Genomic DNA, 13,723 nt, shown 5'->3' with positions numbered 1-13,723 from the left:
GTTTTAATTGTAATAACTTCAATTTGTTAATCTCTATGATAAAACATAGATAATCTTTACCTTTGCAGAAACAATTAAACATAGATGAAACTCCTATTAATTACATTCATTCTTTTAAGTCTTGGTGTCGCAGGTATTGCAATTAAAATTTGGGCTAAAAAAGACGGAAAATTTGCTGGCACATGCGCTAGCCAAAACCCTATGATCAATCAAGAAGGTGAAGCTTGTGGTTTCTGTGGAAAATCTGCTGACCAATTTGAAAACTGCGACGAACCTCAACACTCGTAATAGTTAATGATCATTTTTGAGGTTCTATTATACGCCTTTATTGTTATTGTTAGCGTCCAACTTGTGTTCTACGGTTTTATCTTCGGAAAATTTGCTGCAACAAAACAAAACAACGTTTCTAATTCCCACCAACCTGTTTCTGTTATTATTTGTGCGAAAAATGAAGCTAAAAATTTAAAAAAAAACTTACCTTTTATACTATCTCAGTCCTATCCAACTTTTGAAGTTGTCCTTATAAACGACAGTTCTTGCGATAAAACTTTGAAAGTTATGGAAGCTTTCAAAAATGATAATGAGCATATAAAAATTGTTAATGTACAACCGCTAGAAAAATTTTGGGGTAACAAAAAATATGCTTTAACATTAGGCATCAAAGCAGCAAAATATAATACTTTATTATTTACAGATGCCGATTGCAAACCCATGTCCAAACATTGGATCAATGAAATGAGTGCAAGGTTTGACCCTGAAAAAACCCTTGTTTTGGGTTATGGCCCTTATCAAAAAATAAAAGGATCGCTCCTTAATTTACTTATTAGGTTTGAAACATTCATGACAGCAGTTCAATATTTTTCATATACAAATATTGGATTGCCATATATGGCTGTAGGAAGAAATTTGGCCTACAGAAAAGAGCTATTTTTTGAAGCCAACGGTTTTATGAACCATATGAATATAAAATCTGGAGATGATGACTTATTCGTCAATCAAACAGCTACTCCAAAAAATACCGTAATTTGTATTTCAAAAAATAGTTTTACAGAGTCTATTCCAAAGAAAACATTCAAATCTTGGTTACTACAAAAAAGAAGACATATTAGTACAGCATCTCACTACAAGCTAAAACATAAAATCTTGCTCTCTTTATTCTATTGTTCACAATTTCTCTTTTGGGCCTTAGCTATAATTATAATAAGTTTCTGCTATAAATGGGAATTAGTTTTAGGTTTAATATTGTTGCGCTTCATCATTCAATATACAACGCTATTTTTTGCATCTGCAAAACTTGACGAAAAAAACTTACTCATTTACGCTCCAATCTTAGAATTCTTATTAGTTCTTCTTCAATTCTTTATATTTATGCAAAATCTCTCATCAAAACCAAAACATTGGAAGTAAAAGACGCGATAGTAAAAGCCAAAAAGAATGACCAAGTTGCTTTTAATTTCTTATTAGATAGGTTTTGGAATACAGTTTTCGGGTTTCAATTAAAACGTACCGAAAACGAAAATGATGCAGAAGATATTACCATACAAACATTTTCAAAAGCGTTTGATAAAATTCATACTTATAATGAGGATTATGAATTTAAAACATGGCTGGTTACCATTTCCAAAAACATTCATATTGATTTAGTAAGAAAACAAAAATCAACTATTTCTAGTCAGTCTAATACAGATAAAGACAATGAGTATTACAGTATTATTGATAAATCGCCATCACCTGAAGACAAACTCATCACCGAGCAGAATTTAGCTAAATTACTTCGTGATATCAAAAAACTAAAACCTCACTATCAAGAGGTTATTAATTTGAGATACTTTCAAGAATTAAGCTACAAAGAAATATCTGAGCAATTAGATGAGCCAATAAATAATGTAAAAGTGAAGCTTCTACGTGCTAAAAAGCTATTAGCAGCGATTATCAAGAAGGAATAATGACTTTTAATCTCAAAAAAATAGGTCCAGGTTTATTATTTGCAGGTGCTGCAATAGGTGTTTCGCATCTCGTGCAATCTACAAGAGCTGGGGCAGACTTTGGTTTTGGACTAATTTGGGCTCTAGTGCTAGTCAATATTTTTAAATATCCTTTTTTTCAATTTGGTCCTCGTTATGCCATGGCAACTGGAGAAACACTTCTCGATGGTTATAAAAAACTAGGTAACGGCATCTTAATTATTTACTTTATTCTCACATTTGCCACCATGTTTACAATCCAAACTGCAGTAACAATAGTGACTGCTGGATTAGCAACTTCTATTTTTGGCGATTTCATCTCTACAGAAATTTGGACAGTCATCATCCTGTCTATCTGTTTCTTTATACTAATTATAGGTAGGTACAGTTTTCTAGATAAACTCATCAAGTTTATTATTATCACATTAACAATTAGTACTGTCGTAGCCGTATTTTTTGCTTTTAAAAATTCAAATCAGACGTTATCTTTAACTCAGGTATTTCCAAGCACTTTGGAGTTTGGGTTCTTAATAGCATTCATGGGCTGGATGCCCGCACCTTTAGATATTTCAATTTGGCACTCTATTTGGGCTATAGAGAAACAAAAAACCGAAAAAGATTATACGGTCAAATCAACACTTTTCGATTTTAACGTTGGCTACTTTACAACGATAGTCCTAGGTTTAGGCTTTTTAAGCTTAGGCGCTTTAGTCATGTATAATAGTGAAGAAGTTTTTAGTGGGAAAGCCGGTGAGTTTTCTAATCAGTTAATTTCTATGTACACCAAAAGTTTAGGTAATTGGTCCTATGTTTTTATAGCTATTGCTGCGTTCATAACAATGTTTAGCACAACACTTACGACTCTTGACGCCTCGCCAAGAGCAATGGCGAAAACCACAGAACTTCTTTTTGGGAAAGTATTGAGACAACCCTATTTATTATGGATTTTAATCTTGATTTCAGGAACCATTCTAATATTCTTTTTCTTTAAGTCTGATATGATTTTTCTTATTAAATTAGCAACAGTTTTATCCTTCTTAACCGCACCTTTTTATGCGATAATTAATTATAGATTAATTAGTAGTAGGCATACGCCAAAAGAATGGCAACCAAGCACTGCACTTCACATATTGAGTTGGTTAGGAATTCTTTTTTTAATAGGTTTTAGCATTTGGTATCTCACCACTCTAAATACATCTAATTAACTTTATACTTTGTATCTTTGCAATGCAATCTATAAATAGTGTAAATGGATACAAAAATCTTATCAAAGCCTATTGTTGAACGTCAACCAAAACCAAAATGGTTGCGAGTCAAATTACCTACAGGAAAAAAATATACCGAATTAAGAAGTCTTGTTGACAAGTACAAATTGAATACCATATGTACTTCTGGAAGTTGTCCTAATATGGGCGAATGTTGGGGAGAAGGTACAGCAACGTTTATGATTTTAGGAAATGTTTGTACCCGTTCTTGCGGATTTTGTGGAGTTAAAACTGGACGACCAGAAACCGTAGATTGGGACGAACCAGAAAAAGTAGCACGATCTATTAAGATTATGGGTATCAAACATGCTGTTTTAACAAGCGTAGATAGAGACGACCTTAAAGATATGGGAAGTATTATGTGGAGCGAAACTGTAAAAGCAGTGAGACGAATGAACCCAAATACAACACTAGAAACATTAATCCCAGACTTTCAAGGTATAGAACAACATATAGATAGAATTATTGATGTTGCCCCAGAAGTGGTATCACATAATATTGAAACTGTAAGACGTTTAACGCGTGAGGTTCGCATACAAGCCAAGTACGACAAAAGTCTAAGTGTGCTTAAATATTTAAAGCAACAAGGTCAGCGCAGAACTAAATCTGGAATTATGCTAGGCTTAGGGGAAAAGCGCGAAGAAGTCATTGAAACCCTTCACGATTTAAGAGCTAATGATGTTGATGTAGTGACCATAGGCCAATATTTACAGCCTAGTAAAAAGCATTTACCGGTAAAATTATTTATTGAACCCGATCAATTTGAAGAATATAGAGCGATTGGCCTTGACTTAGGATTTCGACATGTAGAAAGTAGCGCTTTAGTAAGATCATCATACAAGGCTCAAAAACATATCAATTAATGATTCGTGTTGCAATTAATGGTTTTGGACGCATAGGTCGTCGTGTTTTTAGACTAATTCAAGACAGAGATGACATTCAAGTTGTAGCCATTAATGATCTTGCAGATGCTAGGACACTAAGTCACTTATTAAAGTATGATAGCATTCATGGTGTTTCAAAACATGAGATTTCTTATTCGGAAGACTCTATCATTCTAAATAGCAGATCAATTAAACTTCTCAATAAAGATCACCCCAGTTTAATTGATTGGTCACCTTATGACGTAGATTTTGTTATAGAATCTACTGGGAAGTTTAAAACGTCTAAAGTCCTGAAACATCATATCACAAATGGAGCTAAGAAGGTTATTCTATCGGTTCCACCTGTTGAAGATGATATTAAAACAGTTGTTCTAGGAGTTAATGATAAAGATATTGATGGTACCGAATTAATTATCTCTAATGCATCATGTACCACTAACAATGCTGCGCCAATGATCTCTGTTATAAACAATTTATGTGGCGTAAAACAAGCGTATATTACGACTATACATTCTTACACAACAGATCAAAGTTTACATGATCAACCTCACAAAGATCTCCGACGCGCAAGAGCTGCAGGACAATCTATTGTGCCAACGACCACTGGAGCTGCAAAGGCACTAACTAAAATTTTTCCTGAATTGTCAGAGGTCATTGGTGGTTGTGGCATTAGAGTTCCCGTTGCTAATGGCTCATTAACCGATATTACGTTTAATGTAGAAAAAACAGTCTCCATAGAGGAAATTAACCTAGCCTTTAAAGAAGCAGCAGATACGTACTTAAAAAATATTCTTGAATATACAGAAGATCCAATTGTATCCATTGATATTGTTGGTAACACACATTCTTGCATCTTTGATTCTCAAATGACATCTGTCATTGGTAACATGGTTAAAATTGTTGGTTGGTATGATAATGAAACTGGCTACTCTAGTAGACTTTTGGATTTAATATGCAATTTAACGGTAAAATAGTGTCTTTTGTCGAATAAATATTTATATTTGTCCAAATTGAAGAGGTCTAATATGTCCCAAATAAAATACTTTATAGTTACTGTTCTCTTATTATTTTCTTGTGCAATAACTGCCCAAAACAATGATATAGAAGATATTGATGTGTCAAAACTTCGCATAGCAAACATAATAACACAGTCTGAATTTGATTTAAAAAGAGGAGATTTCTTCAATTCTAAAGAGAATCTTGACATAGCCCTAGAGCTTGCTATCAAAGTTGAATACAAGAAAAGTCAAGGTATTATATTAGCCAAAATTGGTGAATTACAATTTATAACTAATGAATTTGATAAATCATTAGCTTCACTTATTAAAGCTGCAGAGATTCAAAGAGAAATAGAAGATATAGAAAATCTTGCCATTACATATAGTATCAAGGGAGCTCTTCATGCAGGGAAAGAAGAATATAAAGATGCTCTAGAATATCTAAATTCTGCTAAGACGCTCTTCGAAGAAAAAAATTTAGACACCAAAATACCAGAAGTTACGCTCACGCAAGGAAAGGTGCATTTCAAATTAAAAGAGTTCAAGACAGCTAAATCTTTATTTGAAAACACCATTGTTTTAGCTAAAAAGAACAATCAAGCAGACATACTATCTAAAGCATTGATTTACAACAGCAAAACCCTACTTAACCTAGGTAATGAGAAGCAAAGTATTCAATCTGCTCTTGAAGGTTTAAATGTCGCTAAGTCAAACAACCAAATACATAATATTGACGAAGCTTATTTAAGTCTCAGCGAAATTTACGAAAAGAATAGAGATTTTGAACAAGCGCACAATTATCTACGAAAGCATTCAAAAATTTCAGATTCTATCTTAACTGTTGAACGAGCAAATCTATCACCTACAGGTCCGACTGATTATATTGAAGCATTTAATGCTGATGAATTTAAGAAATTAAAGAAACAAGTTGAAGAGCAAGAGTCTGAAAGTAATTTAGCTAAAGTCACGACAATACTTAGTATTGCATTGATTACAATTTTATCACTCTTAACACTTTCCTTATACAAGAATAATAATATTAGACTCAAGTCTAATAATATGCTTCAAGAGAAAAATGATGACTTAATAGAGGCCATGAAAAGAGCTGAATTGGCATCAAAAACTAAAGCAAACTTTTTATCAACGGTAACACATGAATTAAGAACACCTCTTTATGCTGTTACAGGTTTAACCAATATGCTCTTAGAAGAAGAACCTAGTGAAAATCAAATACCTCATTTAAAATCTTTAAAATTCTCTGGTGATTACTTATTGACATTCATTAACGATATTCTTCAAATAAATAAAATAGAAGCAAACAAAGTAGACTTAGACCCCGTACTCTTCAATCTTAAAACTAAAGTAGAAAATGTATGTTCTGCACTTAATAATCAGGCATCAAACAATAATACTAAAATGCATTATGATTATCAATCTAACTTGCCAGAAACGTTTATTGGTGACAACCTTAAAATATCTCAAATACTTATCAATCTTATAGGTAACTCTATTAAGTTTACAAAGGATGGTGATATCTGGGTGAGAGTAAGTAGTATCAATAATAACGGAAATGACCATACCTTGCGCTTTGAAATTGAAGACAATGGTATTGGTATCTCTAAAGAGAAACAAGATAATATGTTTGAAAGCTTCTCCCAAGGCTCTATACAAATCAACAGAAAATATGGTGGTACAGGCTTAGGCCTATCTATTGTAAAAGGGCTTATTGAAATATTAAAAGGAAAAATCTACTTAAAAAGTGAACTTGGAAAAGGAACAACCTTCTTTTTCGAAATCCCACTTACCTACGCTCCAGAAACTGTTGAAATTAAAACAGAAGACTACTCTAAAAACATTAGCAAATTAGACATTAGCAATATTAAAATCTTAATTGTAGAAGACAATAAGATCAACCAAATGATTACTAAAAAGATTCTTAGTAAGATGAACCTTCAATGTGATATCGTAGATAATGGTGAAGCAGCTATAGAGAAGGTTAAAGAAAATAAGTATAACGTTGTTCTAATGGATATTCATATGCCAGGAATTAGTGGATTAGAGGCTACTAAAATCATAAGAACCTTTGATAAAGAATTAACCATTTTTGCTCTTACTGCTGTAACTTTAGAAGATAAAATGCACGAGTTTGATGAAGCTGGTTTTAACGATATTATATCAAAACCATTTAAGCAAGAGGACTTTGAGAAAAAATTATACGAAGTTTTATCTGATAACCAAGAATCAACCACTTCTCTTTAGTAAGACTTGAATGAATTAACAAACCCTAGTAATTGATTATCAAACATATCATTACTATGAATTTTAAATGATATTGGCACATACCACAATTGTGATGGCTTAGAATTAAAGCTCTCTTTCAATCTCATATAATCCTTTTCAGTCGTTAAAACAATCTCCTTTTGTTTTAAAAAATCTATTTCCGAAGAAGAAAACTCATGATGATCTTTAAACTTTAAGTGCTCAAAGTCTATAGATTTTGATTTTAAATAATCCAAAAATGGCATTGGATTAGCGATACCTGTGACCACAGTTATTTTTTTACCTTCAAATTGTTCAAGCGTTATTTCCTCTTTTTCACTGTAAACAGTTTCCGAATATGAGATTATGCTAAAATAAACCTTTTGGTACTCTAATGGTTTTAGCTTCTTTTTAAGGTATTCCTTGTCTGAAGCAGATAATTTCTCTGGACATTTAGTAACCACCACAATGTTTGCGCGTTTAGCGCCAGCTCTTGGCTCTCTAAGATTACCTGTAGGTAAAACAATATCATCACAATAAAGTGTGCTAAAACTCGTCAATAAAATATTCAAACCTGATTTAACTTTTCTATGCTGAAAAGCGTCATCCAAAAGAATCACATCAGGTTGCTCTAATTGCATAAGCTGTTCAATTCCGTTTTGTCTATCTGTATCTACGCTAACACTAATATCCTTAAACTTACTATAAAACTGGAATGGTTCATCACCAATAGATTTGGGTGTTGCGTTATCATCTGCTAAAATAAAACCAGCAGTTTCACGCCTATACCCACGACTTAATGTAGCGACTTTATGTTGATCTTTCAATAAACGAATCAAATATTCTATTGTAGGCGTTTTCCCTGTACCTCCAGTACTCAAATTACCAACACAAATAATAGGATGAGAATAATATTTTGAAGATTTCCAACCTAAATCATAGAATTTATTACGCAACCAAGTCACCATAAAATAAACAGGAACGATAGGAAAAAGTATTTTTCTAAGTAGTTTCATTAGAACGAAGTTAATATTTTATATTTGCTTTTAAACTCAACACAAAAAAATATGATCGTTCAAGACATCATGAACCAACTAGAAGAACTAGCTCCTTTGGCTTATGCTGAAGATTTTGATAACGTTGGACTTCTAGTCGGTAATAAAAATTTAGAGGTATCTGGAATACTAATCACTTTAGACACCCTGGAAACTGTCGTTGATGAAGCTACAGAGAAAAACTGCAACCTCATTGTGAGTTTTCATCCCATCATTTTCAAAGGATTAAAATCCCTTATTGGTAAAGACTATGTTGAAAGAACAGTCTTAAAAGCAATTAAAAATGACATCGCAATTTATGCTATCCACACAGCACTCGATAATTCAATTAGAGGTGTCAATGATATTATCTGCAATACCCTTGGCTTAGAAAACAAGAAAATCTTAATTCCACAGAGAGGCACTATAAAAAAGCTGACAACGTATGTTCCCCTCGGAAATGCAAATGCTCTAAGAGCTCAACTTTTTAAAGCTGGTGCTGGTAACATTGGAAATTATGACAACTGTAGTTTTAATGCTCAAGGCAAAGGAACTTACAGAGGGAATGAAATGTCTAATCCAACACTTGGCAAAAGAGGCGAGTTACACGAAGAAGAGGAGATCCAAATCTCAGTAACCTTTAACAAACATGTAGAATCTAAATTACTTAGAGCTTTGTTTGAACATCATCCTTACGAAGAAGTTGCATTTGAAGTAGCCACATTAGATAACTATGATCAAAATATTGGGATAGGTATGGTTGGAGAGCTCAAAGAAACTCAAGAAACCGAAGCTTTTCTGAGATTTGTAAAAGAAAAAATGAATGTTTCTTGTATTAAACATTCTGAAATATCAAAAGATAAAATTAAAAAAGTAGCGGTACTAGGAGGATCAGGAAGTTTTGCAATTGCGGCAGCTAAAAGAGCTGGAGCCGACATGTTAATCACCTCAGATTTGAAATATCACGATTTCTTTTCCCCAGAAAAAAAGATAATTGTAGTAGATATTGGACATTATGAAAGTGAACAGTTCACAAAAACCTTTTTAGTTGACTATCTCTCGCAAAAAAACACTAGTTTTGCAGTCGTTTTATCAACGACGAATACAAATCCGGTAAAGTATTTATAATTATGGCAAAAAAAGCTGAAGCATCTGTTGAAGATAGGTTAAGAGCATTGTATGATTTACAATTAATTGATTCTAGAATAGATGAAATAAGAAATGTTAGAGGAGAACTTCCTTTAGAGGTTCAAGATTTAGAAGATGAAGTTGAAGGTTTAAATACAAGACTTGAAAATCTAGGCATCAATCTTGATTTAATTGACGATCAAATTAAATCAAAAAAGAACTTAATGGAAGAAGCGAAAGCTCTTATCAAAAAGTACTCTGAACAGCAAGAGAATGTTAGGAATAACAGAGAATATAATTCTTTAACCAAAGAAGTTGAATTTCAAGAATTAGAAATTCAATTGGCTGAAAAGCATATTAAAGAATTTAAAGTTCAAATTGATCAAAAGAAAGTAGTTATAGATGAGAATAAATCTCGTTTAAAGGATCGCAAAACCCACTTAAAGCACAAGCGTAGTGAGTTAGATGCAATACTAGCTGAAACTCAAAAAGAAGAGGAAGCATTAACTAAAAAATCTGAAGATTTCCAAAAGAAATTAGATGATCGTTTAGTGAAAGCTTATTTCCGTATTAGAAATAACGTAAAAAACGGATTGGCAGTTGTACCGATTGAAAGAGGTGCATCTGGAGGTTCTTTCTTTACAATTCCACCACAAATTCAAGTTGAAATTGCGTCTCGTAAAAAAGTTATTACAGACGAGCATAGTGGTAGAATTTTGGTTGATGCAGAACTAGCAAAAGAAGAAAAAGAAAAAATGGAGAAGATGTTTGCAAAACTGTAATCCATTATTAAGTTATATTAAAAAGCCTTTATCTTTTAGATAGAGGCTTTTTTCATTTTAATAAAACTTTCACATACTTAACTATAAGGTTTCTTAACTTTATGCGACTTATTCAAAAAACAAAAACATGAAAAAAATTTTATCAACTTTAGTTATCGCTCTTTTATTTAGTTGTCAAAACAATGCACAAGTCAATGCCAAACAACAAGCAGTAATTGATGCAGAGCCCATAGAAGTTCCTTTAAAAAACGGAAAAGCCAAAGCGTATTTTGCAAGTGGTTGCTTCTGGTGTGTTGAAGCTGTTTTTGAAAGTGTAAAAGGTGTTGATGAATCTATTAGTGGTTATGCTGGAGGACACACAAAAAACCCAACCTATGAAAGCAACAGTTATGGACGCATAAAAGATCATGCAGAAGCAGTAGAAATCATTTACGATCCTAACGTCGTAAGTTTTGAAACGCTTGTAGATGTTTATTTTGCATCTCAAAACCCAACACAACTTAATGGACAAGGTCCTGATAAAGGCTACCAGTATAGATCCATAATTTTTTATCAAAATAACACTCAAAAGAAAATAATTGAAGAAAAAAAAGCTGCCTTAGCCAAAAAAATAAAGGCCACTATAGCTGCAGAAGTTTATCCATTTCAAAAATTTTGGGTTGGTGAAGATTATCATCAAAATTATGAACGACTACATCCAAACCAAAGTTACATTACAAACGTATCTGCCCCAAGACTAAATAGGTTTAAAATTGAAATGCCAGAGGTTTTGAAGGGTAATTCTCACTAATTAATGCTATTCATCGAATAAATTAGTTTATTTGTCGTTAATTAACGTATTTTAGAGCACAATCAATTACAGATTGATCAAATCTAAAATACAGTTAACATGAAAAAAATTACTTATCTGCTTTGTTTTACTCTAATTGTTAGTATTGCAAAAGCCCAAACTCCTGGCGTATCAATTTTTAGTAGTTACAATAACGAGTATATAGAATATATTCCTGGTAACTTACCAATCATTATATCTGCACCACATGGTGGTGTTCTTCAATCTGGAGAAACTATTGGAGGTGTTTTTTATCCTGATGATGATAACAATTTACCAGATAGAAGTTGTGGTATCAATGAACGAGATGACAATACAGAAATACTTGTAAGACGAATACAAGACGAGATATTTGCTCAAACAGGCGGATATGCCCATATTATCATTAACAATCTACACCGTTCTAAAATGGATCCGAACAGGATGGTTAGTCAAGGCGCTTGCGGTAATAGTCACGCAGCCTCTTATTGGATCGATTTTCAAAATTTTATAAATGACGCGAGCCAAGCCATTGAAGCAGAATGGGGAAAAGGCCTGTATATAGATTTACACGGACAAAGCCATACGGTTCCAAGAATTGAAATTGGATACAATATTACAGCTACAGAACTTAACGCTTCAGATTTAAATAATGCGACAATCATAGATAAATCAACAATCAAAAATTTAGTGAGTTCAAATCTAAATGGATTAACTCATGAAGAACTAGTTAGAGGTGAAAATAGTCTCGGACAATTATTTCAAGATGCACCAGGTAGCTATTATAATTCAATTGACCCTTCAGGTTCAAATACAAGTTATCCTGAATGTGGAGTAAGCTCGGGATATAGAGCTATACCTAGTTATTCAAATTATGGTTCAGACAGTTGCGATGACACACAACCTCTTAGCCATGATTATTTTGATGGAAACTATTACAATAACAGAAGACATGGTTCTGGGAATGGAACCGGAGGACCTGCAAGTGTGGGTGGTGACGGACATATAGATGGTATGACGACAAAAGTTAATAGTCGTGTAAGAGATTTAGGCGCACCTTATGACTCGTTCCCCAATACGCTAGAACCTTTTGCTATAGATTATGCCAATGTTGTTTTAGAATACTTAAGCATTCACTATAATGATTATTCAGCTTTTGATTATACTGCCTCTACTTACGATCTTACAGATACAGACGCAACACCTTTACTAACTAGCGGTATAATTGGTGGTGTGTTTTTAAGTTCACCTGCAGGCTTGGTGATAGACCAAAACACAGGAACTATTAACACCTCTAATTCAACACCTGGAAATTACATAGTAAACTATTCTGTTGGTCCAGAATCTGCATCTACTGCCCCATATAGATTATACAATACAACTATATCCATAGAGATTACAGATAATAATTTAAGTGTCGTAGATAAAAATAACCTTTCAGTAAAGATCTATCCAAACCCAACGTCAGGACGATTAACTATTGAGTCTAATACTCAAATTTCCGAAGTGAAAATATACAGTATACTTGGCCAACACGTGAAAACGATAGAACTAAACAACAATGAATCCACAATTAATCTTTCTAATTTAAGAGCAGGCTCATATGTCGTTACTTTCTTTGTTGATCATCAATCTATAGGTTCAAAATTAATAGTAAAAAATTAAAATTTAGTCGCTTTAATTTCAAAAATTAAAGGGTATAATTTATCCATAGTAACATAATTGCCAGATTTAGTTTCTACGAGGTCTGGCAATACATTATATGGACTTTCGTTATACTCATTTAAATAATCAATATGCAATCCAGCGCTAACAAGTGCATTTACAACCTCACTCATACCGTGATTCCATCCATATTCCTTGCTAGTCATTTTTGAGTGTTCATCTGCATAAGTACCTTCATACTCTTCATAAATAGCGTCTTCTTGCATGTATGCATATGTCATAACAGGTTTACCTTCTAGATAATCAAACATCCAAACTATGGGATGAAATTCTACCATATAAAACACACCTCCTTTATGTAATCTTTCGGCAATCATTTGTCCCCAAGGATTCAAATCTGGTAACCACCCAATAACACCATACGATGTAAATACAATATCGAAAGTATCTTTAATATATTTTGATGTTTCTAAAACATTGCAACGAACAAAATTTGCATCCAAATCCAACTCTATATTTAAAGATTTCGCTAAAGCAATGCCATCATCACTTAAATCTACTCCTACGCATTTTGCTCCCATCCTACTCCAACTCAACGTATCTTGTCCAAAATGACATTGCAAATGCAAAAGAGACTTCCCTTTCACATCACCAAGAGCAAGGAGTTCATATGGCATCAAAGAGGATTTCCCGTTCTTGAAAGCATCTAAATCGTACATCTTACTTTTAGAATGAATTTTCACCTTTTCATTCCAAGTTTGTCGATTGACTTCAAAATAATCTTTACGCATAGCCTCTATTTAAAACTCTAAAATAATAATAACTTCGGAAATATAAAGACTTGCTGAGTTCAACCCATAAGTGCAACACACTTATTATTTAGGACTTCAATAGGGTTATTATAATTAAACTTTCTAATTGGTCTGTAATTTAGTA

13 protein-coding genes are annotated in these 13,723 nt (G+C 33.0%); 11 read left to right on the top strand and 2 right to left on the bottom strand.

What is annotated here, in order from left to right; genetic code table 11:
* Positions 1-84 precede the first annotated feature (84 nt).
* Genes H593_RS0111750 through H593_RS0111720 form a run of 7 tightly spaced genes read left to right on the top strand, consistent with a single transcriptional unit; the run spans position 85 to position 7,370 of the window.
* Positions 85-288 carry a hypothetical protein gene (locus H593_RS0111750; protein WP_028872629.1) on the top strand — a complete coding sequence of 68 codons (204 nt, stop codon included), beginning with the start codon at positions 85-87 and terminating at the stop codon, positions 286-288.
* A 6-nt stretch (positions 289-294) separates the two neighbouring features.
* Positions 295-1,407: a glycosyltransferase gene (locus H593_RS0111745; RefSeq protein WP_028872628.1), complete on the top strand. Its 1,113-nt coding sequence runs from the start codon at positions 295-297 to the stop codon at positions 1,405-1,407.
* Complete coding sequence (locus H593_RS0111740) at positions 1,398-1,946, top strand: RNA polymerase sigma factor (RefSeq protein ID WP_028872627.1); 549 nt, start codon at positions 1,398-1,400, stop codon at positions 1,944-1,946. Before H593_RS0111745 ends, H593_RS0111740 begins: the two co-directional genes overlap by 10 nt.
* Positions 1,946-3,169, top strand: a complete 1,224-nt coding sequence (locus tag H593_RS0111735) for an Nramp family divalent metal transporter (protein ID WP_028872626.1) — start codon at positions 1,946-1,948, stop codon at positions 3,167-3,169. The genes H593_RS0111740 and H593_RS0111735 overlap by 1 nt, the downstream gene beginning before the upstream one ends.
* A 44-nt stretch (positions 3,170-3,213) precedes the next feature.
* Positions 3,214-4,092: a lipoyl synthase gene (gene lipA, locus H593_RS0111730; protein WP_028872625.1), complete on the top strand. Its 879-nt coding sequence runs from the start codon at positions 3,214-3,216 to the stop codon at positions 4,090-4,092.
* Complete coding sequence (gene gap, locus H593_RS0111725; protein WP_028872624.1) at positions 4,092-5,087, top strand: type I glyceraldehyde-3-phosphate dehydrogenase; 996 nt, start codon at positions 4,092-4,094, stop codon at positions 5,085-5,087. The genes lipA and gap overlap by 1 nt, the downstream gene beginning before the upstream one ends.
* A gap of 51 nt (positions 5,088-5,138) precedes the next feature.
* Positions 5,139-7,370, top strand: coding sequence for an ATP-binding protein (locus H593_RS0111720; protein WP_037052244.1), 2,232 nt, complete (start codon positions 5,139-5,141; stop codon positions 7,368-7,370).
* Here H593_RS0111720 and lpxK read toward each other — a convergent pair.
* Positions 7,367-8,386, bottom strand: coding sequence for a tetraacyldisaccharide 4'-kinase (lpxK, locus tag H593_RS0111715; RefSeq protein WP_028872622.1), 1,020 nt, complete (start codon positions 8,384-8,386; stop codon positions 7,367-7,369). The genes H593_RS0111720 and lpxK overlap by 4 nt on opposite strands.
* A 51-nt stretch (positions 8,387-8,437) precedes the next feature.
* Here lpxK and H593_RS0111710 point away from each other — a divergent pair, with 51 nt between their 5' ends.
* From H593_RS0111710 to H593_RS0111695, 4 genes are all read left to right on the top strand, one after another.
* Positions 8,438-9,532, top strand: a complete 1,095-nt coding sequence (locus H593_RS0111710; RefSeq protein WP_028872621.1) for a Nif3-like dinuclear metal center hexameric protein — start codon at positions 8,438-8,440, stop codon at positions 9,530-9,532.
* Between the two features lie 2 nt (positions 9,533-9,534).
* Positions 9,535-10,314, top strand: a complete 780-nt coding sequence (locus tag H593_RS0111705) for a zinc ribbon domain-containing protein (protein WP_028872620.1) — start codon at positions 9,535-9,537, stop codon at positions 10,312-10,314.
* 127 nt (positions 10,315-10,441) lie between these two features.
* Entirely contained in the window at positions 10,442-11,104 is a 663-nt protein-coding gene (gene msrA, locus H593_RS0111700) for a peptide-methionine (S)-S-oxide reductase MsrA (protein WP_028872619.1), read from the top strand.
* 99 nt (positions 11,105-11,203) lie between these two features.
* Positions 11,204-12,787, top strand: a complete 1,584-nt coding sequence (locus tag H593_RS0111695; RefSeq protein ID WP_051229719.1) for a T9SS type A sorting domain-containing protein — start codon at positions 11,204-11,206, stop codon at positions 12,785-12,787.
* On the opposite strand, the gene H593_RS0111690 is transcribed toward H593_RS0111695, so the two are convergent.
* A complete protein-coding gene (locus H593_RS0111690; protein ID WP_037052241.1) occupies positions 12,784-13,578 on the bottom strand; it encodes a class I SAM-dependent methyltransferase in 795 nt (264 codons plus the stop codon). The genes H593_RS0111695 and H593_RS0111690 overlap by 4 nt on opposite strands.
* Between the last annotated feature and the right edge of the window lie 145 nt (positions 13,579-13,723).

It is taken from the genome of Psychroserpens burtonensis DSM 12212 (genome assembly GCF_000425305.1).
In the GTDB taxonomy this organism is placed as follows: Bacteria; Bacteroidota; Bacteroidia; order Flavobacteriales; family Flavobacteriaceae; genus Psychroserpens; species Psychroserpens burtonensis.
The sequence above is the reverse complement of the archived record's forward strand: the minus strand, read 5'-3'. Positions and strand labels throughout refer to the sequence as shown.